The 24527-nt window shown below is 59.5% G+C and carries 16 protein-coding genes and 1 pseudogene; 4 read left to right on the top strand and 13 right to left on the bottom strand.

Annotation, left to right across the window (positions count from 1 at the left end):
• The first annotated feature begins 99 nt into the window (after window positions 1-99).
• Entirely contained in the window at window positions 100-396 is a 297-nt protein-coding gene (locus E3W21_RS22535; protein WP_134421902.1) for a hypothetical protein, read from the top strand.
• A gap of 256 nt (window positions 397-652) precedes the next feature.
• The gene (locus E3W21_RS22540; RefSeq protein WP_046055244.1) at window positions 653-1129 is read left to right on the top strand and encodes a hemerythrin domain-containing protein; all 477 of its coding nucleotides are present in this window, start codon (window positions 653-655) and stop codon (window positions 1127-1129) included.
• 159 nt (window positions 1130-1288) lie between these two features.
• Here the strand turns inward: E3W21_RS22540 and E3W21_RS22545 are convergent, their stop codons facing one another.
• Together E3W21_RS22545 and E3W21_RS22550 are read right to left on the bottom strand one after the other, a co-directional pair.
• Window positions 1289-1825: a hypothetical protein gene (locus tag E3W21_RS22545; RefSeq protein WP_129445180.1), complete on the bottom strand. Its 537-nt coding sequence runs from the start codon at window positions 1823-1825 to the stop codon at window positions 1289-1291.
• 65 nt (window positions 1826-1890) lie between these two features.
• Window positions 1891-2106 (bottom strand): annotated as a pseudogene (locus tag E3W21_RS22550) (cupin); the annotation flags it as partial.
• Between the two features lie 151 nt (window positions 2107-2257).
• Between E3W21_RS22550 and E3W21_RS22555 the strand changes: the two are divergent.
• The gene (locus tag E3W21_RS22555; protein WP_134421903.1) at window positions 2258-2503 is read left to right on the top strand and encodes a hypothetical protein; all 246 of its coding nucleotides are present in this window, start codon (window positions 2258-2260) and stop codon (window positions 2501-2503) included.
• Between the two features lie 9 nt (window positions 2504-2512).
• On the opposite strand, the gene E3W21_RS22560 is transcribed toward E3W21_RS22555, so the two are convergent.
• From E3W21_RS22560 to E3W21_RS22575, 4 genes are all read right to left on the bottom strand, one after another.
• On the bottom strand, window positions 2513-4432 hold the full coding sequence (locus E3W21_RS22560; protein ID WP_134421904.1) for a PAS domain-containing sensor histidine kinase: 1920 nt from the start codon (window positions 4430-4432) through the stop codon (window positions 2513-2515).
• Between the two features lie 86 nt (window positions 4433-4518).
• Window positions 4519-5427, bottom strand: coding sequence for a zeta toxin family protein (locus E3W21_RS22565; RefSeq protein ID WP_134421905.1), 909 nt, complete (start codon window positions 5425-5427; stop codon window positions 4519-4521).
• A 128-nt stretch (window positions 5428-5555) separates the two neighbouring features.
• A complete protein-coding gene (locus E3W21_RS22570; RefSeq protein ID WP_134421906.1) occupies window positions 5556-7835 on the bottom strand; it encodes an ATP-dependent DNA helicase in 2280 nt (759 codons plus the stop codon).
• Window positions 7832-9484, bottom strand: a complete 1653-nt coding sequence (locus E3W21_RS22575; protein ID WP_134421907.1) for a VRR-NUC domain-containing protein — start codon at window positions 9482-9484, stop codon at window positions 7832-7834. The genes E3W21_RS22570 and E3W21_RS22575 overlap by 4 nt, the downstream gene beginning before the upstream one ends.
• A gap of 221 nt (window positions 9485-9705) precedes the next feature.
• Here E3W21_RS22575 and E3W21_RS22580 point away from each other — a divergent pair, with 221 nt between their 5' ends.
• Window positions 9706-9930: a YgdI/YgdR family lipoprotein gene (locus E3W21_RS22580; protein WP_129444202.1), complete on the top strand. Its 225-nt coding sequence runs from the start codon at window positions 9706-9708 to the stop codon at window positions 9928-9930.
• A gap of 100 nt (window positions 9931-10030) precedes the next feature.
• Here the strand turns inward: E3W21_RS22580 and E3W21_RS22585 are convergent, their stop codons facing one another.
• The 7 genes from E3W21_RS22585 to E3W21_RS22615 form a co-directional block, all read right to left on the bottom strand.
• Window positions 10031-11884, bottom strand: coding sequence for a polyurethanase (locus tag E3W21_RS22585; protein WP_134421908.1), 1854 nt, complete (start codon window positions 11882-11884; stop codon window positions 10031-10033).
• Between the two features lie 95 nt (window positions 11885-11979).
• A complete protein-coding gene (locus E3W21_RS22590; RefSeq protein WP_134421909.1) occupies window positions 11980-13668 on the bottom strand; it encodes a polyurethanase in 1689 nt (562 codons plus the stop codon).
• Between the two features lie 23 nt (window positions 13669-13691).
• Window positions 13692-16739, bottom strand: coding sequence for an autotransporter serine protease (locus E3W21_RS22595; protein ID WP_134421910.1), 3048 nt, complete (start codon window positions 16737-16739; stop codon window positions 13692-13694).
• Between the two features lie 213 nt (window positions 16740-16952).
• Window positions 16953-19916, bottom strand: a complete 2964-nt coding sequence (locus E3W21_RS22600; protein ID WP_134421911.1) for an autotransporter serine protease — start codon at window positions 19914-19916, stop codon at window positions 16953-16955.
• Between the two features lie 133 nt (window positions 19917-20049).
• Complete coding sequence (locus tag E3W21_RS22605) at window positions 20050-21414, bottom strand: TolC family outer membrane protein (RefSeq protein WP_134421912.1); 1365 nt, start codon at window positions 21412-21414, stop codon at window positions 20050-20052.
• 2 nt (window positions 21415-21416) lie between these two features.
• Window positions 21417-22751, bottom strand: a complete 1335-nt coding sequence (locus E3W21_RS22610; RefSeq protein ID WP_129444213.1) for an HlyD family type I secretion periplasmic adaptor subunit — start codon at window positions 22749-22751, stop codon at window positions 21417-21419.
• Window positions 22748-24523, bottom strand: coding sequence for a type I secretion system permease/ATPase (locus E3W21_RS22615; RefSeq protein WP_134421913.1), 1776 nt, complete (start codon window positions 24521-24523; stop codon window positions 22748-22750). Before E3W21_RS22615 ends, E3W21_RS22610 begins: the two co-directional genes overlap by 4 nt.
• Window positions 24524-24527: the final 4 nt, after the last annotated feature.

Consider the following 24527-nt stretch of genomic DNA (forward strand, 5'->3'; position numbering starts at 1 on the left):
AATCCCGCCCGGCTTTTGCACGGAGGGACTTGCCAGGTTCGGTTCCCCTGCGGCGTCGATACCTATCAACAGGAACCTTGAGAAAATCTGGTGCTGGTCATGATTCACTATTCCACCTCCGAAGAAATCAAAGCCTGCCGGGCCTTCGCCCAGGAACGTAATTGTCAAATGTTTGAAGACGCCCAGGCACTGAGCCGCAGCGCCTGGGCGTTACTTGAGGTGAGCGACATGGATGTGGAACGGTTTGATCGCTATCAGGCCATGCGCAGGAAGGCCGACTTGAAGTTCGAGGAAGCGATCGAGCACTTGCGGCTGCTCAACGAAGATTTCCCGCCTGTCTCGATGTCCACGCAAAACGCTCATCGTTTGCTCCAGCACCCCGAATCCCGAGCCTGAACTTGAAAAGCCCGGGGATAGTCGCCGGGCTTTTTATTGTCTGGAACATTAATGCTCCCCTGCGAACTGCATGAGTCAATTTCCAGACTCATGCAGGCTGCATGACCGCAGTTCGCCATCAGTCACTTCAACTTATTGTTTTATAAACAAGTTATCGCATCGGCAAACCGGCACGACAAATGCTCAAGGACAATGAGCGACTTTCGGCCTTGAGACCGTTCGCGCTCACCCCCTGACTCGTTGGAGAGACTCGACCATGAACGCCATAGACCTGTTGAAAGCAGACCATGAACGCGTAAAAGGCATCCTGACCCAATTAAGCGAATCCACCGAACGTGGTGTTAAAAAACGCGGCGAGTTACTGGCCAAACTGGAAATGGAGATCGCCATCCACACCCGTCTCGAAGAGGAGGTCTTGTACCCGGCGTACAAGAAGGCTGGGGGCAAGGAACAGGACGTCATGTATTACGAAGCCAAGGAAGAACATCGCACCGTAGATTCGCTGGTGCTGCCAGACCTGAAAGTCACCGATCCGTCCACCCCCGAATTCGCCGGTCGCGTGAAAGTGGTCAAGGAACTGCTGGAACATCACATTGAAGAGGAGGAAACGGAAATGTTTCCCCAGGCCAAAAAGTTGCTGGGTAAAGCCACCCTGGAGGAATTGGGCGCACAGATGGAAAGCTTGAAAGCCCAATACAAGAAAGAAATGAGCGCAGCCAATCTGGCGGCTTGATGCTGGTGGCGAGGCAGCAAAAGGCCCGGCATATGCCTAATGCTGGTCAGTTAAGGTGCAAAACCTGTGGGAGCGAGCTTGCTCCCACAGAGGTTGCGGTGTTCACCCCCTTAACTGACCGGCATTACGGCATATGCCGGGCCTTTTTTGTTGTTCGGTTCACGCGCCGGGGTTGGTCACCTGGATATAAAACGCGTAGCTGCCCAGCAGCACCCAGAAGGAGGCGAAAATCCATGGCGTACGCACCGAAAACAACAACGACTTGCGATACCCCTTATGGGACGATTCCATCTCACTGAACAGCGGCGACTCATCGTAAGCGAGGCCCATCAAGGGTTCGCTGCGCAACAACTCACTCTGCTTGAAATGCCAGTGATCGATGATGTCGTATGCCGCGCGAATCCCCGGCCAGGCGTTGAGCGAACTGAGCAGCCCCAATAGCGCCAGGAATGGCGGCACCACCAGGGTGAAGAGTTTTCCCCACTCGGGGTTGAGGTTGGACATGCAGGACGCGAAGGCAATCACCAAAAACGATTGCGCCGCCAGGTAGGCGTCGGTGCGATTGGCCAGAATGCTGGTTTCGTACTGGATTTCCCGGCGGTAGAAATCCAGGCGATCTTTGGGTGAGCCGAACATCTTCGCATTGTGTTCGGTCAGGCTTTCTTCGGTCGGGGCTTTGGTCAGTATTCTTGGCACAGGAGGGGCACGCACGGGGTAGGAAACGTTTAGAAGAAACGTCTACTGACAAGTTCAGCTGGATTTCAACGCGCCCTCCAGGCACCCATCAAGGCACCCTCGCCGCCATACACAGGATCGGCCAAGGGAAGTGGAACCTTGGCAATACGAGCAACGGACTGGTCGTGAGTCGTCGGGTCCGGACGCTGAATGTCATACTTTTCCTGGCCTTTTGGATAGGCACCAACGACCAGAAAATCACTGCTCTGGTCCAGGCTGCAGTGCCCGGTGCCCGCCGGCATAGGATGGCTCATGGCGGGAGTGCTCCAGGACGCTGTTAAAAACTCTGAGCCACTCGATGGCGAAAAATTCAAAGGCATCGTGAGGCAAAGCCTCGAACGGTGCCTCGTCACTGTGGTCCCTCACATAAGGGTCTGACATTAAGGAATGGGGATGGATTATCTCGATTGGGTGCAATGGCCAGCGATGCTGAACACGGTGCTGGCGGCGTGGTTGATCGGCTCGCAAAACCCCAGACGCAGGGTCTCGGGTTTCATCTGTTTTATTGTCAGCAATGTTTTATGGGTGATCTGGGGTTACCACACTCAAGCCTATGCACTGATCGTGTTGCAGTTTTGTCTGTGCGCCATGAACGTGCGCGGTTTCAAGAAGAACGCGGGATCCGCCGCCGAACATTGAGCTCGCTGGTCATTTCATGGCCGTGGCGATGATCTCCACCAGATTCAGTTGGGTAAAAGGTTTGGACAGGCGCGGAAGTCTGGTTGCGAAACCTTCCAGGCGCTCGGCGTAACCGGTGGCAAGGATGATCGGCAGGTCCGGCTTCATGGTTCGGATAGCCTGCGCCAGTTCCGCGCCATTCATCTGGGGCATGGCCATGTCAGTGATGACCAGGTCAATCGCTGACTCACTGTCGAATACTTTCAGCGCTTGCGCCCCGGACGTCGCACTGATCACCCGATGCCCCAGGTCTTCGAGTAACAGGCAGGTACTGGTCAACACCAGGCTGTCATCATCCACGACCAACACGCATAGACGGTGCATCGGCGGTGCGGCCTCCTCGGTAACGGGCTTGGCAACCGAACCAGTCGTGGCGATGGGTATCCACAGTTCGGCGATCGTGCCTATGTCCTTCTGGCTCTTGAGGACGAATCGTCCGCCCAGTTGCTCGATGTAACCATGCACCATCGAAAGTCCCAGCCCCGTGCCTTTGCCAACGCCTTTTGTGGTGAAGAACGGGTCCATTGCCGAAGCGAGTGTGGCGTCATCCATGCCCTCCCCCGTATCGCTGACACTCAGGCAGACATAACGGCCTGACAGCAGGGATAGCTGCGGTTGATCCCAGGTTTCTTCGGTCTTGGCACTGATCACGATTTTTCCGCCATGGGGCATTGCATCGCGGGCGTTGGTCACCAGGTTCAGCACCGCCAGCTCAAGCTGATTGACGTCGGCCAAGACCGGTTCCAGTTCTCGCGAAAAGCGGGTTTCAAGTACCACGGAAGGCCCAAGCGAGCTGCGCAACAGCCCGATGATCCCTTGCACCAGCGCCGGTATCTCGACGGGTTCGGCTTTGAGCTCCTGACGTCTGGCAAAAGCCAGCATGCGTTGGGTCAGAGAGACGCCGCGCAAGGCTCCCTGAGTGGCGTTGTCCACCAATCGGGTGATTTTCGGATCGTCCCCCACGCGTTTGCGGACGATTTCGAGATTGCCGAGGATGACGGTCAGCAAATTGTTGAAGTCGTGGGCAATGCCGCCGCTGAGTTGGCCGATGGCCTGCATCTTCTGCGCCTGAAACAGCGCTTCGCGGGTTTGCTCCAGCACCTGCTGGGCTTGTGCGGCTTCGGTGATATCACGGGTGATCTTGGCGAAACCGAGCAGCGTGCCGGTTTCGCCCCAAATCGGATCGACCACGACATTGGCCAGGAACCGCGTACCGTCCTTGCGCACGCGCCAGCCTTTGTTTTCGAATCGCCCCTCACGTATTGCAATGTCCAGGGTCCGTTGTGGGGCGCCGGCCTCGCGGTCTTCCGGGGTGTAAAACATCGAAAAATGCTGGCCGATAACTTCTTCGGGCAAATACCCCTTTATTCGCTGAGCCCCGGGATTCCAGTTGGTCACGCGACCATCCGGGGCGAGCATGTAGATGGCGTAGTCAGTGACGCTTTGAACCAGCAGGCGGAACTGCTGCTCGCTTTGCTTGAGGACTTCTTCGGCCATTTTGCGGTCGGTCAGGTCGCGGGTAATCTTGGCAAACCCTAGCAACTTGCCCGACGGGTCGAGAATCGGATCAATGACGACGTGGCACCAGAAATGCGTGCCGTCCTTGCGAACCCGCCAGCCTTCCCCCTCGAAACGCCCCTCCCTGATCGCCGTGTCCAGCGCTCGCTGGGGCAAACCGGCACGGCGATCCTCTTCGGTATAGAAACGCGAAAAGTGCTGGCCGAGTATTTCGGCTTCTTCATACCCCTTGAAACGCTTGGCGCCAGCGTTCCAGCTAGTAATGGTTCCATCGGGATCAATCATGTAGATCGCGTAATCAACGACAGCATCGATCAACAATCGAAAACGGCTGTCCTCGATGGCGCTGGCTTTTTCTCGACCCTCGCTCATTGATTCCTCACGGCACTGTTGTGTTTCTGGAGTATGCGGCAAACCACGAAATTGGAAAGTCAGATAAACGACTCTCGTCGTACGTGTTATCGATTCACGTGTTTGACGATGTAGGCGTACAGATCGTTGTAGACGAAATTCGGAACATGCGAAGCATGAGTCGCAATCTTGCACAGTGCCAGATGGCACTCTTTGACCACTTCGTCGCGATCGCTCACCGCGAAGACATGGTTGTCGATGATGCTGGAATAGACGCTGTACGCAAAATCCACCTTGGTTGTCGTTGTGGTGACGGAGCCGTCGGCAGCTTTGGTGTAGGTACTCTGGGCAATCAAGGTCCGCTCGTTCAACACGCCGAACCCGCGTTCGTACACATTGATTTGCGAGCCGCTAACCGCCTTTGCAGCCGTCTCGAAGGCCAGGATGATCGCAGGCGCATAACTCATGCTGGCATTCAGCTTCGATACCGTGAGAAACCGTTCCATTTTCTGGTCTTCAAGGCTTTTGAACGCTCGTTTAATGCTCGACACATGAGCAAACTCTTGAGTGCAGCCAACGATGTGAGTCTCGAATTGATAGCCGGCGGGGGTCGCCGAAGTCGCAAAAGCAACGAAATCGACACTGTCGAACGCACATTCCATGATGATGTTGAATTTATCCGTGAAGGCCTGCGTAAAGATCTTCCTACTGACTTCACGAACAAATGCCTCGGTATGCTCATACGCATGCAAGACGCCAAGTTTGATCATCTCTGTGTATTGGGGGTGTTTCTTGCGGTAGTCGGGCAGGTAAAGGCGAACATAGTTTTCGTAGCGTTTTGAAGGTAGCAGGTTCTTTTCCAGCAGATAGGTTTTGCCTGACCCTTGCAGCCCGGCAACGACCAGAATTTTTGGGGTTGCCTCGGCCGTGATGCCGCTGAACAGTGTCACTTTTATTTCATTGAATGCTGCGGTGACTTGCTCAGGGGTGTACGTGTATTTCGGTGCTACTGACATATCTTGATTTCCTTATCAAAGATTCAGCTTGAAAGTGATGACTGGCTCTTTGAATAAAGACGGCATTCACTGATTGTTCAAACGGGCCTTTCTTTCAAGATATGTCGATGTTTTTAAAGTAAAAAATCCTACTCGATAGCGTGCAAAATCCTCGGAGCAATCGACCACCAGCGCGGCAGTAACTGCTTGACCTTGCTGTCGCCAAACCGATCATCGATCAACATCACCACCCCTTGATCCTGCTGGGTACGGATCACCCTCCCCGCCGCCTGCACCACTTTCTGCACACCGGGAAACAGGTAGGTGTAGTCATAACCGGCGCCGAAAATCGCCGCCATGCGCTGTTTCAACTGCTCGTTGACCGGGTTGAGTTGCGCCAGTCCGAGGGTGGCGATAAACGCTCCGATCAGTCGCGCGCCCGGCAAGTCGATGCCTTCGCCAAACGCCCCGCCCAACACCGCGAAACCGACGCCCTGACTCTCGGCGGTGAACTGATCGAGAAAGTCCTGTCGCTGCCCTTCCCCCATGCCCCGGGACTGCGACCACAGATGGATGTGTGGATGTTTCTCGGCCAGCAACTGCGCCACTTGCTGCAAATAATCGAAGCTGCTGAAAAACGCCAGGTAATTGCCGGGACGTTGGCTGAACTGCCGGGCAATCAGCTCGACGATCGGCGCAAGGGAAGACTGGCGATGGACGAATCGCGTAGAGATCTGGCTGACGATGTGCACTTGCAGCTGATCGGCGTGAAATGGCGATTCAACGTCTATCCACACCGTGTTCACCGGCGTGCCGAGCAGGTCGGCATAGTAGTGGCGAGGGCTCAGGGTCGCGGAAAACAGCACGCTGCTGCGTGCTGCCGTCAAGCGCGGGCGGATGAAGCCGGCGGGCACCACGTTGCGCAGGCACAGCTGCGACAGGTTGCGTTGGCGGTCGAGGTCGCGCTTGCTGATGTCGAACAGAAACTGTTCATCAAAGAGCTCGGCCACCCGGCAAAATTGCAGCATGTCGAAATAGAAGTTCTGTAACGCTCCGTCCAGGCCTTGCGGATGATCGTTCAGGTAGTCGCCGATGCTCGCGCTGCACGATAACAACGCCTGGAGCAGTTTTTCCGGCGCCTTGTCATAGGCCTGATAGGCGCCGAGTTGCAGGTTATGCAGGGCATTCCACTCACGGTTGACCCGCTGCAAGGGTTTTTTCAACGCCTCGGGTGCGGTTTTTCGTACACCGTTGAGGGTCGATTGGTCGAGGCTGGCGCTGTACATCTGCCGGCCACGCTCCACCAGGTTGTGCGCTTCGTCCACCAGCACCGCGACTTTCCAGTTATTGGCCTGGGCCAGCCCGAACAGCAGCGCGCTGAAATCGAAATAGTAGTTGTAATCGGCGACCACCACGTCTGCCCAGCGGGCCATTTCCTGGCTCAGGTAGTAGGGACAGACGTCGTGTTGCAGGGCAACCTCGCGCAAAGCGTTCTGGTTCAGCAGGGACAACTTGCTGGCCGCCTGGCGAGCGGCGGGCAAACGATCATAAAACCCCTGGGCCAGCGGGCAGGATTCTCCGTGACAGGCTTTGTCCGGATGCTCGCAGGCCTTGTCCCGGGCGATCATTTCGAGCACCCGCAAGGGTGGCGCGTCGGCGCTGTCGAGGATCACTTGCGCGGCGTCCAGCGCCAGTTTGCGCCCCGGGGTTTTCGCCGTGAGGAAGAACACCTTGTCCAATTGCTGCGGCGCCAGGGCCTTGAGCATGGGGAACAGCGTGCCGACCGTCTTGCCGATCCCCGTAGGCGCCTGAGCCATCAAGCAACGACCGGTGCTGACGGCCTTGAACACCGATTCCGCCAGATGGCGTTGCCCGGGTCGAAAGTCGGCATGGGGAAACGCCAGTTGTTGCGCGGCCCGATTACGCCCTTCGCGATGAGCCATTTCCTGCTCGGCCCAGAGCAGGAACAAGGCGCAATGTTGTTCGAAGAACAGCCGCAATTGCGCGGCGCTGAAAGCCTCGACCAGGCAGGTTTCCTTTTCATTGACGATGTTGAAGTACACAAGGGCCAGATTGATCTGCGCCAGCTGCAGTTTCTGGCACATCAACCAGCCGTAAATCTTCGCCTGCGCCCAGTGCAGCTGACGGTGGTTGGCCGGTTGCTTGCTCAAGTCGCCGCGATAGGTTTTGACTTCTTCCAGGCAATTTTGCGCGGGGTCGTAGCCGTCGGCCCGGCCCTTTACCTTTAACGTTTGATACAGGCCTTCAAGCGCGACTTCACTCTGGTAGCCCTCGCTGCGCCGGGACGCCACCGTACGGTGGCCGACAATCCCTTCCAGCGCCGTCGGCGAAGGCGTAAAACGCAGGTCGAGGTCACCGACCTTGGCGGTGAACTCACACAGCGCCCGCACCGCGATGCTGTAACTCAAGCGCTCTGCTCCGCCCATTGCACGTAGCAGACGGCAATCGGCATCTGGTGCTCATGGCAGAACTCGAGCCAGCGCAATTGATTGTCTTGCAGGCGATCACCGGGGCCTTTGACTTCGATCATCCGGTAGGTTTTGTCCTGCGGCCAAAACTGGATCAGGTCTGGCATGCCGGCGCGATTGGCCTTGATGTCCAACAGCAGTCGATTGAACCAGTGCTTGAGGTGTTCGGCCGGCAGGCAATCGAGTGCCTGATCGAGCAATTCTTCGCTCAGTACACCCCAGAACACGAAGGGCGACTGCACGCCCCACTTGCTGGCATAGCGTTCACGAATCGTCTGGCGGTAACGCCCGTCATCGAGTTCAGACAGGCAACCCTGGAACAGCTCCGCGCGGCGCGCGTGAAAGTCCTCATTGAGCAGATCCACCGGCCCACGCTGGAACGGGTGGAAAAACGCCCCCGGCAACGGCGCGAAAATCGCCGGCCAGCACAGCAGACCGAACAGCGAGTTGATCAGGCTGTTTTCGACGTAATGCACCGGTGCCGACTCTTGCGCCAAATGCGCCTGAACGTAAGACTCCACCGACAACGCCGGGTCGGTTCTGGGCAGTTGCAGGTCCAGGCGCAGCATCTCCCGTGGGGACGAGCGCTTTATCACCGGCCCGCCCAACTTGCGCCGCAGCCTGGGCAGCACACGCAGCAATTGTTGCTGTTCGGCGGCACTTTCCGGCGATTGCTCCACCGCGGCGGCCAGGTCCATGGCCAGCTGGAATTCACCGCAGCGCTCCAACACGCGAATCAACCGCAGGCGCGCGCCGGGATAGGCACACTCGCGGTAGATCGCCAGTGCGGTAGAGAAATCCGCCATGCGCTCGCAGTGCTGACCTATCTGGAATAACAATTTGCCGCGACGTCGTTGCAGCCAGGGATTGCTCAGCGCCAGCCCTTTTATCTGCTCGACAATGCCGTCCACGGCTTCGCCGGCCTCGAAATGCTGCTGACACTCATAAAGGAAGAGGCAGGCGTCCACGTCGTCACGGCTGCGCAGGCCTCGGGAGTCGGCGCAGAACTCGACTTTTTCATAGGTAAAGATGCCCAGGTCAGCCAGCACGAACTCGGACCAGTCCTGGTACAGATTGCCGAAAAACATCAAGCGCAGGCGGTCGCACAGGCCCATGATGGTCAGGCTGAACAATCGGTCATCCAGCGACGGGCACCACTGGCCGAAGCTGTGAGCCTGAGGAAACTGTTCGCTCAATGCGGGCAGCCAATCGGTCTTTCTTCCTTTTGGTTGATCGATGGTGGTGCCAAAACACTGGAGAATTTCGGCCTTGAGCAACACCTCGAACAGCGCTTCGATCGACAGCGGCGATTGCTCATCGATCCAGCCCAGCGCCAGCAGTGGGCCGGCGGCGATGGCGATGTCGCCGATTTCGACATAATGCAGCTTGCTCGCCCGGAAGTGATTCCCCTTGCGCATCACCATCCTGACCAGCAGCGCCCTGGACTCACGGGGCAACCGCTTGAACTCGCGAATGAAGTGTTGCTCTTCGACGCTCAGCACATCGGCATAGCGATGCTCAAGCCAATCAAGCACTTGCATGAAGTTGTTCAAGTAGTAGAACGGATCGTCGAGAGGGTTTGCAGTCACAGGAAAAAGGCCATGGCGAGCGAGTACTGGTTATGCGTACAGATACCAGCTACGCCCTGCCCGGTGCAAACGGAAAAGGATCAGCGGCGGCGTTATTCGGTAATTTTTCGGATGGCTATGAACTTTCTGCCGATCCATCGCACCAACCGCGTTAGAGGTACAGTGACGATTGATTTCGCTCGTGGCAGTCGCGCTGTTTTTTTGAAGGATGAGAGGTGGTTATGAATATCAAGACTCTGGGCTTGCCCCTGGCGGTAGCGGCCTTTTTGGCCCTGGCCGGTTGCTCGACACCAACGGTTGTGACGCTGCAGAACGGCACCCAGTATTTGACCAAGGACACGCCGAAAACCAAGACCAAGGACGGCTTCTTCGAGTTCGAAGATATTTCCGGGGCGAAAGTGAAGGTCAAGGCCGATGAAGTGACCACGATTCGACAGGAAGACTGAACAGCAAAATCAAAAGATCGCAGGCTGCGCCAGCTCCTACACCCACGACCGGCGTAGGAGCTGGCGAAGCCTGCGATCTTTTGATGGTGTGGCAGCAAACCTAGGCGATAACGATTCCCCCGCCCGGCAAGCTATCCAGCCCAACCCCGACCAACGTCACCGAATCCCCCCCAAACGTCAGCACCGTGTCGTGCCCCACCGCCGTGGCATGCGCCCGATAGTCGTCGTTCGGCGTCACACCCTGAACCCCGAGAAACACCAGTTTGTCGCTGGCCTGGTAGCCAACCACCCGGTCCTGACCAAACGCGCCACTAAACAGGAACGTGTCGATCCCGCCTCCCGACTCCACCAAGTCATTGCCCGCCCCGCCGACAAACACGTCGTTGCCCTTGCCGCCGAGCAAATGGTCGTTGCCCTCCAGCCCCAACAACCAATCGCCACCTCCGTGAGCCGTGAGCGTATCGGCGCCGGTGCCGCCCTTCACCGTTGATGCGTACTGAGTCAGGTTGTTGCCTGCCTTAAGGCCATCGGCAGTGACGCTGTGGGTCACGTCATCCTTGAACAGCCCCCAGAGAAACCCCGGCTCTTTGGTCACAATGCTGCCGATGTCGCGGGTCATGCTGATGCCGCCATTGGCATCGCGGATGTACAGGCTTCCGGCGCCGTCATTGGCGAAGTCGAAGTTTTTCACCGACTGCTGCACATCCAGCACGTTGTTGCCCTTGCCGCCCAACAGGATGTTGTAACCACCACCGTCGCGGAAGGTGTCGTTGCCATCGCGGCCTTCCAGGTAGTCATTGCCCTTGCCACCCTGGATCAGATCGTTGCCGTCACTGCCGATGATGAAGGTGCTGCCCTTGTGGGTTTCGGCGTTGCGATTCAGATCCTGAACCCAAGTGTTGGCGCGCGCCGGGTCCGACAGATTGGCGACGATGATCGTCGAGTCTTTACTGGTGAGGTCGTAGAACTTCGACTCGATCACCCGGTTCATGCCGTCGCCATAGGCGGTGGGCAAGTGCGAGATCCAGGTCGGGATGTTGAGGATCGAAAACGGCAGTACATTCCACGCTGTCGAGGCGTAGTGGTCGTTGAAGCTGACGATGTTATCGGTCGTCGAAACCTTGGCGGCATCGTGCACGCCCACCGACGACAGGTTGAACGATGAACCGTCGAGGGCGCGGTACACCGGGTCGTTTTCGTAACCGACGTTCAGCACTTTGTCGGTGCCGCTTTGGGTCGGCGAGGCGTAGGCGATGTAGTTGGAATCCTGGTAGAACCCGGCCCACTTGTCGTTGCTCAAATCCGCCAGGCTGTTGACCGCCAGCCCGCCGAGGCTGTGACCGCTGACCAGCACGTCCTTGCCCGACAGGCCATTGGCCCGGGCAAAGGCCGCAACGTCGCCAAGCAGGTTGCCGAAGGCTTCGCCGACGTAGTTACTGGCGTAATCCTTGGGCCCTAGCGCCGCCAGCAGATCATTGATCACATCGCCGATGGAGTCGCTGATCTGGCTTTCTCGTGGGCCGCTGGTGCCGCGAAAGGCGATACCGATTTCGCTGAGATGCCCCTGCGCGTCGTACTTGCCGAGGATTTCCATCTGAGCGCTGGTGTACCCGGTCTTTTCGCCGAAGAACGTTCCGCGTGCGTCGACCTTGCCGTCATAGCCCAGTTGCGTGGCGGTGATCGGCGTCCAGCCGGCTTTCTGCACCGCGTCCAATGCGGCTTTTTCCGAATCGGGATTCCATGGGATTCCGGGAATAACGCCCTGGGAGTCGGTGCCACCGATCAGTGCGGACACCAGTGTCGCCGGCAAGCCAAGGCCGAAGCCGTTGTGCTGATAGCCAGTGGCAAAGCCGTTATCCAGGTTGTGGTAGGAATACAGCGTGATCGCCATCGCGTCGGTAAATAACGCTTTGGAATCGGCTGTACCGAAGTTTTTGTAGTCGTACACACCCATTGGTATTGCCTCTCTCTTTGTTGGAATTGTTAGAGATAGCTCACAACCAGGACGCCCGATCATGAGGCGCCCCGGAGCATTTAGTGCATGCAGCCTCAGGCAAACGTAATGCCTGAAGCCGACAGGTTATCCAGTCCCACCCCCACCAGGGTCACGGCAAAGTCGCCAATCTTCAGCACCGTGTCATGGCCCGACTGCGAAGCGTGTTGCTTGAAGTCATAACCCTGCCCCGCGCCCTGAACGCCCATGAACAGCAGTTTGTCGTTGCTCTGGTAGCCATTGATTACGTCGAAACCAAAGGCGCCGCTGAACAGGAACGTGTTGTTGCCACCTGAGGCCTGCATTACGTCATTGCCCGCGCCACCGACGAAGGTCACGTGGCTTTTGTCACTGCGCAGCAGATCGTTGCCGGCATTGCCGAACAACCAGTCGCCGTCGACAGTGGCCGCCAGTGTGTTGCCGTAGGCGTCACCGTTGAGCGAGTGGTTGTAGTGGGTCAGTTCGCTGCCGTTGAGCAAACCGTTGGCGGTGACGCTGTAAGTCACCTCCTTGCTCCCCCACCATGAGCCCGACTCCTGACTGACCAGCGCGCCGATGTCGCGGGTCATGCTGATGCCGCCATAGGCATCACGCACGTACAGCGTGCCGTCGCCGTCGTTGGCAAAGCTGAAGTTCTGCAATGGCTTCTGCAATTCGAAGGTGTTGCTGCCCTTGCCGCCCAGCAGGAGGTTGTAGCCACCGTCATCGCGGAACCGGTCATTGCCATCGCGGCCTTCGATGAAGTCATTGCCGGCACTGCCCTTGAGCAGGTCGTTGCTGTCGGTGCCGATGATGAATGTGCTGCCGGTGTGAGGTTCGCCGCTGCGTCCAAGGTCCTCGACCCAGGTCTTGCCCCGGGACGCTTGCGCCAGGTTGGACACGATCAGCGTCGAGTCCTTGTCGGTGAGGTCGTAGAAACGCGAGTCGATCACCCGGTTCAAACCGTCGGCATAACCCAGCGAGCCGTGAGCCGACCAGTTCAGCGGGTTGAGGATGCTGAACGGCACCAGGTTCTGCGAGGTGGACGCGTACTGGTCATTGAAGTTGACGATGTTGTTGGTCGCCGAGTCCTGATGTCCGTCGTGCTTGCCCAGGGAACCGCTGCTGAACGTGGTGCCGTCGAGTACCCGAAACACTGGATCGTTCTCGTAACCGATGTTCAGCACGTTGTTGCCGGTAGCGCTCTGGGTCGGCGAGGCGAAGGCAACGTAGTTGGCCTCCTTGAAGAAACCGCCCCAGTTGTTGCCGCTCAGTTCGGCGAGGCTATTGACGCCCAATCCACCGAGACTGTGACCGCTGACCAGCACATCCCTGGCGTTCAGGCCATGGGCGAGCGCAAACGTAGCGACGTCCTTGAGCAAATTGTCGAAAGCGTTTTTCGCGTAGTTCGTCGCGTAATCCACCGGGCCGACAGCAGCCAGCAGGTTGTTTTTCATGTCGCCGAAGGTGTCGCTGTAACCCAGGCCGCCGGTGCCACGAAAGGCAATGCCGATACCGATCAGCTTGCCCGCCGCGTCGTACTTGCCGAGCACTTCGGCTTCGGCGCTGGTGAAGCCATCCTTCTCACCATAGTAGGTGCCTTGTGCGCCGACCTTGCCTTGATAACCCAGCTGCGTGGCGCCAATCGGCGCCCAACCGGTCGCCGGCAGCGGTTTACCTGTTGGCGTGTACGCATACAGCGTCAGCGCGATGGCGTCGCTGTACAACGCCTTGCCGTCAGCATTTTTGTAATCAAACAGTCCCATAGGTTTGCTTCCTTTACGTTAAATCAGAACTGCCAGTCGAGTGTCAGACCCACACCGTGGTCTTTCTCGTTGGAGCCAAGCAGTCCGTTGTAATCCAGGCTCAAACGAACGTCCTGCGCCACCGCCAAACCGGCCCGCGCACCCACAACGGCGGCGTTACGATCCAGGGAAACGCTCTGCACGCTGAATGCGGTATTGCCGTTGGCGAAGGCCAGATGATCTTCGGAACGGGTGTTGCTCAGGTTGTGCTGCCAGCCCAGCGTGCCGGACAGTTCCAGCTGCTGTTTGTCCGACAGGGCAATCGCTTTGCTCGCCCGCAGGCCGAGGGTCGAGAGCACGGCGTCGCGGTTGTCTTCGCCACCCTTGAGCGCCGCGGCATCACCTTTCTCGGTGAAGCTGTCGCTGTTCAGGTGCACGTAAGCCAGGTTGGCGAACGGTTCCAGCGCCAGCGGTTGCAGGTCCAGGCGATACGCCGCTTCGGTAAACAGTTGCGCAGTCGTCGCATCGCGTTTGGATTTCTGTTTACCGCTGAGGTCGCCGAATTGCAGGTCACGTTTCACGTCGATGCGGTGCCAGCTGTAAGCGCCACCGACACTCAAACGCAGCGCATCGATTTCATGGCCCAGGTAGGCGCCCAAGTGATAGCTGTCGACGGAGGCTGACGAATGCGTGCCATCGCCCATGCTCAACGAACTGTCGCTGTAACCGGTCACGAAACCCAGCCGCGTATCTTCCGTGATCAGACCGTCGACACCGGCCAGCAAGCCGCCGATGGAGCTGTTGGAACTGGCGTTGTCATGCCCGCCATCGCTCTTGCCCCAGGCGCCGAGGACTTTGACCCAGGCGTTGCTACGGTCATCGGTGGGTGCCGCTGCATTGAACAGATCACGCTCGCGCAGGCGTTCGCCGACGGCATCGCGCAGGTAACGGCTGTCGTTGATCAGCAGCGTGCCGATCGCCGGGTGAATCTCACCGGACAGTTGCTGAAAGGCTTGTTGCGCGACGGCGGCGGTCGGCGAAAGCAGCAAGGTTTCATAGAGCGCATTGCCGGCGCCCAGTTGCTCGGCGGCCGCGGCGCCGGCGCGTTGATTCGGGGTTTGTCCGACGCTGGCGAAGGACGCTGCGTTGCGCTCTACCGCCAGTTGGATGCCATTGGCCGAGTAGCCGAGTGTGCCTCCGATGAACAGATAATCCGGTAGCACGGCGCCGAAACGCCCTTCGATCCCGCCGGCCGCTTGCAGAATGTTGTACTGATGGCCGAGCAGGGATTTCACTTCGCTGGTGGTCAGCAAGGTCGGACTGTTTTCCAGAGACAGGCTGACGGTAGCGCCGTCGATCACGGCTTTACCGCCCGCCACGATCTGATCGCTGCTGGTCGGCGACAACTCCACGGCGTACGTCGAGCCAGGTTCGAAGGTCACGTCGCCCGCCACCTGCAAGGTGCCAATTGAGTTACCTGGCGCCACGGTGCCGCCGCTTTTCGCGGTGAGCGCACTGATGCGACCGTTACCACCAAGGATCCCGCTATCGTTGACGGTGACCGCCGAGAGCAGCGAGCCGTTGATTGCCAATCGGCCCTGATTGACCAGCGTCGGGCCGGCGTAGGTGTTGGCGCCGGTCAGCACCAACGTGCCGATGCCCTGCTTGGTCAGGCCACCATGGCCGGAAATGTCGTTGCGCCACGTGTCGAGGCCGCAGTGCACGTCATTGCACACGCGTTCAGTCGGTTTGCCCGCGTCGATGATCGCGCCGATCCCCGGCAAGTCCGCCACAAACTGGCTCGAACCGTAGGCACCCTGGATGCGGAACTCCTCGGGAATGTCTTGCTCGGTGACAAACATCGCCGGGCCATCGATGCCTTTGCGCAGGTTGATCATGCCCCAGCCGTAGAGCGAATCGACACCTGGCGCACCGAGGTCGGTGGCCGTGGTGCGCAACACGCTGGCGACCTGGGCGCCGGTCATGTACGGGAAGCGTTCCATCAGCACGGCCATGGAACCGGCGACATGCGGCGCCGCCATTGAGGTGCCGTTGTAGTTGGCGTAGCCGGTGGTCAGGTTGTCGGCGTTGGTACCGCTGATGATCGAGCTGTAGATCTTGCTGCCCGGTGCGGACACGCAAAAGCTTGCTGTGTAGCCGCAACGCGATGAGAAGGTGCTGATGTTGTAGAGGTCCGGGCTGTTGAGGTCCGGGTTCCTCTGCAACGCCGCCACGGTGACCCAGTTCGGCGCGATGTCCGGGACGAAATAGCCCAGGCCGGCGATAGCGTCCGGGTTGTTGAGGTTGTAGTCGTTGCCGGCCGCGAAGATCGTCACGATACCGCTGCGAGCCGCCGCGATGGCGCCATCGTAGGCTCCGCCCGGTTTGGTCCCGAGCAACGGACGGATCTCGTTGAACTGCAATTGCGCGTCTTGCACCGTGAAATGCGGGTACGCGGGGTTACGTCCTCCGAGGTCGAAGCGATCGGTGATGCCGATGCCCCAACTGTTATTGATGATCCGTGCGCCGCTGGCGATCAAGGCATCCCATCCGGCCTTGTAGACCGCGCCGTCGTTGCCGCGAATGATGCCGTCTTCCGGGCCCGGATCTCCGTTGTCCGCACTGATGATCTGCGAGCCAAACGCCACGCCATGCATCGGGCCTCCATCGCGACTGCCGGCAGCGATTCCGCCAACGTGGGTGCCGTGGGCACCCAGCTTGCCGTTGGAACCGATCGAGGGCGAACCGTCGTAGCGAAACGCATCGCCGGCTTTGACCGGGATGTACGGGTCGGTGTATTCGCGGATGCCGCTGGTGACCAGAGTGATCACTTTGTTCGGGCCGGAAAACTCCGGATGCGCGGCGTAGACCGGTTGATCGAAGATCCCCAGCTTCACGCCTTTACCGGTGTAACCGGCGGCGTAGGCCTCTTGTGCGTTGACCGCTCCCAGCCCCCAATCGGCATTGAATTCAGTGCTGCGCCAACTGTTGGGATCGCCTGCTCTACCGTTTTCCACGTAAGGCGCCGCTTGCGCGGTACCGAGGGTGGCCAATGCGCAGAGCAAGGCCAGGTTGTTGTGCTTGTTATTCATCCAGCTACCGTCCTTAGTTGTGTTGCCAAAATCCCTGTGCCTTGAAAAGCACCCTTCAAATTCACACGTCCTGTAGCAGCTGGCGCAGCCTGCGTCCGGCTGCGCAGCAGTCGTAAACCCTGCATGCACGGTGTATCTGACGGACCGCAGTGCCTGATTTTGCGACTGCTACGCAGCCGGACGCAGCCTTCGGCAGCTGCTACAGGGTTCGGGTTAAAACTGCCAATTGAGGCTGAGCCCTACTCCATGGCTTTTCTCGCGGCTGGCCAGTTGGCCCGTGTAATCGAGGTTCAAGCGGATGTCCCGGCTCAGGGCGAGGCTGGCATGGGCGCCCAGCAGCGCCGCATCACGCACCATTGGCGAACTCTCCACGGAAAATGCTGTGCTGTCGCCGGCAAACGCCAGGTGCTCTTCGGAATCGGTATGGCTCAGGTTGTGCTGCCAGCCGAGGCTGCCGCTCAGGTCCAGTTTCTGCTGGCCGGAGAGGTTCACGGTTTTCAATGCGCGCACGCCCAACGTGCTGAGCACCGCGTCACGCGTGTCACCACTGCTTTTCAGTGCGGCGGCGTCACCTTTCTCGGTGAAACCTTCGGTGTCGAGGTGCACGTAAGCCAGATTCGCGAAAGGTTCGAGCGCCAGCGGTGGCAGGTTCAGGCGATACGCCGCTTCACCGAACACTTGGGTGGTCCCGGCATCGACCTTGGCTTTCTGTTTGGCGCTGACGTCGCCGTATTGCAGGTCACGTTTGACGTCGGCCCGATGCCAGCTGTAGGCACCGCCGGCACTCAGACGCCAGGCACCTGACTCGCGGCCGGCATAAGCACCCAGGTGATAGCTGTCGACCTTGGCCGATGAGTGAGTGCCAGAGCCCATGCTCACCGAGCTGTCGCTATAGCCGGTGACCAGACCGATCCGGGTTTGCTCATCGAGCGCTCCGTCGACACCGGCGAGCAAGCCGCCAATCGAGGTGGTGTAACCGGCGGTGTCATGGCGCTCATCAGTTTTGCCCCAAGCGCCCAGCGCCTTGATCCAGCCATTGCTTTGAGTGCCTTGGGCGTCAATCAGTCGCTCGCCGACAGCATCACGCAGGTAGCGGCTGTCATTGATCAGTACCGATCCCAGCGCCGGATAGATTTCCCCCGACAACTGCTGAAACGCCTGTTGGGCGGACGTCGCGGTGGGCGACAGCAGCAGGCTTTCGTAAACCGGATTGCCCGCCCCTAGGCCTTCCACGGCGGAGGCTACGGCGCGCTGGTTCGGCGTTTGGCCGACGCTGGCGAAGGTCGTGTCGTTGCGCTCGACACTCAGTTGAATGCCGGTGGCGGCGTAATCGAGGCTGCCGCCGATGAACAGGTAGTTGGGCAGCACCGCGCCGAACTGACCTTGAACGCCGCCGGCCGCTTGCAGGATGTTGTACTGATGACCGAGCAGGCTTTGCACTTGTTGAGTGCTGAGCAAGGTCGGGCTATTTTCCAGTGACAGGCTGACGGTCGCGCCGCTGACCATGGCCGTGCCGCCCGCGACGATCCGGTCGCTATCGGTCGGCGATAGCTCCACCGCGTAAGTCGAGCCCGGCGCAAACGTGACGTCGCCGATGACCTGCAAGGTGCCAATGGAATTGCCGGGCGCAACCGTAGCGCCGCGGTTGGCGGTCAGTGAGCCGACGCGTCCCGACCCACCCAGCGTGCCGCTGTCATTGACGGTCACTTGCGATGCCAGCAAACCGTTGACCGACAGCAGACCGCCATTCACCGTGGTCGGCCCGCGATAAGTGCTGTTGCCGGTCAGCATCAGGCGTCCGCCACCGGATTTGATCAGGCTGCCTTCGTAGACCCGAGTGGAGGCGGCGAGATCGCGTGCCGAGCCCACCGCATAGTCGGTCTGATCCTGCTGGCTGGCACCGACAGGTACACCGTTCTCCCAACCTTTGGTCTTCAGTGTCTGTTGCCAGGCACTGTGTTCCGCCGCGTCTTCACTCTGACGCTGGATCAGCGCCTTGTCGGTGATGTCGTTGCTCCAGACATCGCTCTGCCCTGCCCCCAGATTGGCATCGAAACGTCCGAGCAATTGCCCCGGCCCGTGCATCGCCCGTTCGAGGTTGGCGACGCCCCAGCCGACGCGGGTATTGGGCGCTTCGGTGATCGAACCGTCGAGTTGGGTGGCGGTGGTCAGCAGGGTTTCCAGCGCCTGCTGGTTGTTCATGTACGGATAGCGTTCCATCACCAGCGCCAAGGCACCGGTGGCATGCGGCGCGGACATGGAGGTGCCGGACTTGATCGCATAGCCTGCGCCGGGAATGGTGCTGTCGATCTTTGCGCCGGGGGTGGTGATGCACCAATACTTGGCGATCCCGCACTGGTTGTATTTCTGCTGGTTGCCTTGATCCAGCCCCGACACCGCCAGCCAGTGGCCTTCCAGGTCCGGCTCAAAATAAGGCAAAGCTGAGCGCACGCTGGCGTTGGGGTAACCGCTGTTACCGGCGCTGAACACGTTGATCACGCCGCGCCTGGAAACGTCCGCCGCCTCATCGAGCCAGGTGCCTTTGTTCCAGTGCTGGGCGTAGGCCGCATGCAGATCGTCGAGGGTCCGATAGCTGACGTCCGGCGGTTGGCTGCCCCAGCTGTTGTTGATTGCTCGCACACCGGCATCCGCCAACGCGTTATAGACCGCTTTGAAGTAGCGTGGATCAGGGTTGGGGCCGAACAGGAAGCTGTCGTTCTTGTTGGTGTTGCCGACGTAGACCTGCGCGTTGTAGGCCACGCCGTGCATGCCGGCGCCATCGCGCGAGGCACCGATAGTGCCGGCGACGTGCGTGCCGTGGGAGTCGTTGTTGGCGTTGAGTGTGCCGTCGACATTGAACCGGGAGCCGTCAACGTAACTGCCGCTGGCGGTCACCGCGTGGTAACGGTCGGTGGCGAATTCGGGATGGGCAGCATCGAAGCCTGAATCGAGCTCGCCGATTTTCACGCCTTTGCCAGTGATGCCGGCGGCGTAGGCTTGATCGGCTTGCATGCGGGCAAGCCCCCAGTCGCGCTGGAACTCCGTCGAGCGCCAACTGGCGGCATCGCCGGGCACGCCGGTTTCCAGGTAAGCGGCTTGCGCCGAGCCAGGCATTGCTGACACCAGGAGTAATAGCGTGCCGACCGACATCGGCTTGATCTGTACGTCCGTGTTCATGACTTCTCGCTTTTTTTGTTTTTTGTAGGAGCTGTCGAGTGAAACGAGGCTGCGATCTTTTAACGTTCTTGAAAGCGTTGAAGATCAAAAGATCGCAGCCTCGTTTCACTCGACAGCTCCTACAGGGGGGCATCTATTGGGTTCTCGGGCCTTGGCCGAACGCCTCGTCAACCTTGGCCAAATCCTGCTCACTCAATGTCCCGGCGTAGTAATGCAACTTGGTCCAGGCCATCAAGTAGTCGTAGCGTGCCTGTGCCAGATCGCGGCGGGTGGTAAATAGTTGTTGTTCGGCGTTCAGCGCATCGAGGTTGACGCGCTCACCGCCCAAGATGCTTTGCTTGGTCGAAACCACCAGCGCTTCGGCAGACTTCAGGGCTTTCTGATAAGCCCGCAACTTGTTCACGCCCGACAGGCAGGCGCTGAACTGCCGACGCAGCTCGATCAGGGTTTCCCGGGTCTTGCCATCCAGTTCGTACTCGGCCTGCTCCATGGTGCGGCTGGCCTGACGGGTCGATGCGGACACCCCGCCGCCGGCGTACAGCGGCACGTTGACTTCGATGCCGATGGTGTTGGTGTCGTAACGCTGGTTGTAGGTGTTGCCGCTTTCCGACTCGTTCTGGCGCACCGAGGCGTAGGCACTGACTTTGGGCAGGTGCCCGGCGCGGTTGCGTTCGACTTCATAACGCGCGACTTCCACGGCATGACGCTGCGAAGCCAGATTCGGGTTGTTGGCCACGGCCATCTCGTGCCAGGTGTCGTAATTGGCCGGCTGCAGGGTGAACGTCTGGAAACTCTGATCCAGCGGCGCCAAATCCCCGATGTCGATCGCCGGCACGCCAATCAGCGCGCCCAGCTCTCGTAACGACGCGTCCTGCTCATCACGGGCTTCGATTTCCTCGGCCGTGGCCAGTTCATAGCGGGACTCGGCCTCAAGGATGTCGGTACGCGTGCCCTCGCCCTGTCGGAACATGTGTTCGTTCTGCTGGAACTGTTGCTCGAAAGCCTTTTTCTTGGCCTGCGCGATGTCGATCTGATCCTGAGCGAACAGCGCGTGGGTGTAATTCTCCAGCACCCGAACCAGCAATTCCTGGCTCTTGCCGCGAAAGGCTTCGTCGGCAAACAGCGATTGCGCCACGCCTTTGCGGTACGACGCGTAAGCCTCGTAGTCGAGCAGCGGTTGTTGCAGGGTCAGGGTCGAGCCGTAACTGCTGTAGTTGCGGTCATCGGTCCGGTTCTGCCCGCGCTCATTGAGGGCGGTGGCCTTGGAGGAGTTGCGCCCCTTGTTGTAGTTGTAACCGATCCTGGGCAACAGCCCGGCGCGGCCGATGGCGCGGTTTTCAAGGCCTGCATCGCGTTCCTTGATGGCGCCGAGAAACACCGGATCATTGCGCAATGCTTGTTCGTAGATGTCGAACGGCCCCATCGCCAGCACACTGTTGCAGGTCAGCAACGCCAGGGTCGCGGCGAGCATGGAAAGCTTATTCATACAGCGGAACATCCTTATTCCTCAGTCAACGCGGAACCTGCCCGGTCGAGCAGCGGCTTGAACAAATAGTTGAGGAGTGAACGTTCACCGGTGCGCACGAACATTTCCGCCGGCATGCCAGGCTTGATCACCAGACCATTGAGTTTTTCCATGGCCTGATCGCTGACGCTGCTGCGCAGCACGTAATACGGCGCACCGGTTTTCTCGTCGATCATCTGGTCGGCGGAGATCAGGCTGACTTCGCCGGGCACGCGCGGCGTGCGGCTCTGGTTGAATGCAGTGAACAAGATGTCCACCGGCAAGTGCGTGCCGACCTTGTCGACCAGGTTGACCGGCAGGTGCCCTTCCACCTCCAGACTCGTCCCCTGAGGCACGATCTCCAGCAGGGTTTCGCCCTGACGCACCACCGCGCCCACGGTGTGAACCCCGAGGTTGACCGCAATGCCGTCGGCCGTGGCGATGATCTCGCTGTGTTGCAGATCGAACCCGGCGGAGGTCAGTTGCTCTTCCAGCGTCACGCTTTTCAATTGCGCGTCGGCCAACTGAGTACGGACTTCTTTCTGGTATTCCTCGATGTGCTGTTGCAGTTTCAGCCGCGATTCGAGGATGCCCTGCTCCACCCGGCCGCTGTCGCCGGTGTTTTCTGCCAATTGTTGCTGAACCTGCGACAGCTGACGCTGGTACTCCATCAACCGATTGCGCGGGATGTAGCCGTTATCCGCCAGGGGCTGAAGGTTGCTCAACTGTTGTTGCAGAGAACTGGCCTGAGCAGTCAAGTCCGTACGGGCGCGGCGCATGCCAGCCAGTTGCGCGCTGGCGCCTTCGATGCTGGCGCGCAAGGCAGCCTGTTCCCGGGAAAACGCTTCACGGCGGCTGCTGAACAACTGCCGTTGACCTTCCAGCACCAAGGCCAGACGCGGGTCAGGATTGTTGCTCAGTTCAGCGGGGAAACTCACTTGCTTGAGGTTGTCCCGTTCACTCTGCCACCGCGCCAGACTGGCCCAGGCCATGCGGTATTGAGCTTGCAGCGATTGCACGTCAGCGGCGACTTGCGTCTGGTCGAGCTGGAACAATGGCTGGCCCTGCTTCACCACTTGGCCCTCGCGCACCAGAATCTGGCTGACCACGCCACTGCTCATCGATTGCACGGCTTTGCGCTTGCCCGACACCACGACCGTGCCTTGCACGGGAATGCCTTGGTCAAGAGGCGCGAGACTGGCCCAGGTGAAGAAAGTGCCGGCGCCGACGATCGCCAGAATCCAGCCCATGCGGGCGAAGAAACGCGCGTCGCGCTCAGGGCGTTCTGCGATGTAGTCGTGTTCCATGGTGGCTTCGCTGATGTTGCTCATACACCCGAATTCCTTGTCGAGGGCTGATACTGCCGGCTCATGCTGAGCCCGCCCGGTGCTTGCGCGGCTTTTTCCCGTTGCTGTTCCTGGGCGCCGGAAAGCGCTTTCAGCACCTCCTGGCTCGGACCGAAGGCTTGCAAGCGTCCTTCGTTGAGCACCAGCAACTTGTCGGCCTGGGCCAGCGCCGAGGAGCGATGGGTGACCAGAATCACGCTGGTGCCTTGGGCTTTCATTTGCGCAATGGCGCTGGCCAATGCTGCTTCGCCCACGGTGTCGAGGTTGGAATTCGGTTCGTCCAGCACCACCAGGCGCGGGTTGCCATACAGGGCGCGGGCCAGTGCCACACGCTGCTTCTGCCCCCCGGACAAGCCGCTGCCGTCCTCGCCGAGCACGGTGTCGTAGCCTTGCGGCATGCGCAGAATTAGTTCGTGAACGCCGGCCTGCTGCGCGGCTGCAACGACTTTTTGCGGGTCCGCCTCGCTGAACCGGGCGATGTTTTCGGCGATGCTGCCGCTGAACAGCTCGATGTCCTGTGGCAGATAACCGATGTAGGGACCGAGATCGTCGCGGTTCCAGCGATGAATGTCCGCGCCGTCGAGCCGCACCGTACCGCCCAGCGTCGGCCAGACGCCAACGAGCACCCGGGCCAATGTCGATTTGCCAGAACCGGAGGCGCCGAGCACGCCCAGCACTTCCCCGGCACCGAGGCTGAAATTGACCAAATGCAGCGTGGCGGCCCGTTGCCCCGGCGGCGCGGCGCTGACCTGTTCGAAGCTGATCTGACCCTTCGGCGCCGGCAGCGCCATGGCTTCGTCACTCGGTGGAAAGGCTTGCAGCAACGAATCAAGACGACGGTAAGCGAGTTTGGCGCCGCTCCACTGTTTCCATACCGCGATCAACTGATCGATGGGGCTCAGGACGCGGCCCATCAGAATGGAACCGGCGATCATCATCCCGGCCGTCATATCACCCTTGATCACCAGCAATGCACCCAGCCCCAGCACCAACGATTGCAGGCACAGGCGCAGGGTTTTGCTCAGAGAGCTGATGACGGCACCGGTATCGCTGGCCTGGTTCTGCAAGCCGAGGAAACGTGAATGGACCTGGAACCAACGTGTACGCAACGACCCGAGCATGCCCATGGCCTGAATGGTTTCGGCGTTGTGCAGGTGACTGGTGGCCAGTTGGCTGGATTTCTGGGAATACCCTGCGGCTTCGCCCAAGGGCTTTTTGGTCATTGTCTCGTTGAGGCAAGCAAGGCCAATCAGCACCACCGCGCCCACCGTCGCAAACACGCCGAGCCAGACATTGAACAGGTAGATCACGAACAGGTAGACCGGAAACCACGGCGCATCGAAGAAGGCAAACAGCGCAGGACCGGTGACGAATTGGCGAATTTGCGTCAGGTCCCCCAAGGCTTGCCCGGCGTTGCCCTCGCCCCGAAACAGGTTGCGCTCGAATGCGGCCTGATAGACCCGAAGGTTGAAGCGGCGCTCCAGTTGGCTGCCGATGCGGATAACGATGAAGCTACGCACGATCTCAAGCAAACCGATGAAGGCAAAGAACCCGACCACCATCAACGACAGCATCGCCAAGGTGGTTTCATTTTGCGAAGACAGCACGCGGTCGTAGACCTGGAGCATGTAAATCGACGGGACCAGCATCAGCACGTTAATTAACGCAGTAAAACAACCGACGCTGATCAGGATGCTCTTGTAGTCGCCCAGCGCTTTGAATAATGGTGCGGTGGCCGGGCTCTTTGCCATCTTCATGGGT

Origin of the sequence: Pseudomonas sp. F01002 (assembly GCF_004402115.1) — a bacterium.
Classification (GTDB): domain Bacteria; phylum Pseudomonadota; class Gammaproteobacteria; order Pseudomonadales; family Pseudomonadaceae; genus Aquipseudomonas; species Aquipseudomonas frigoris.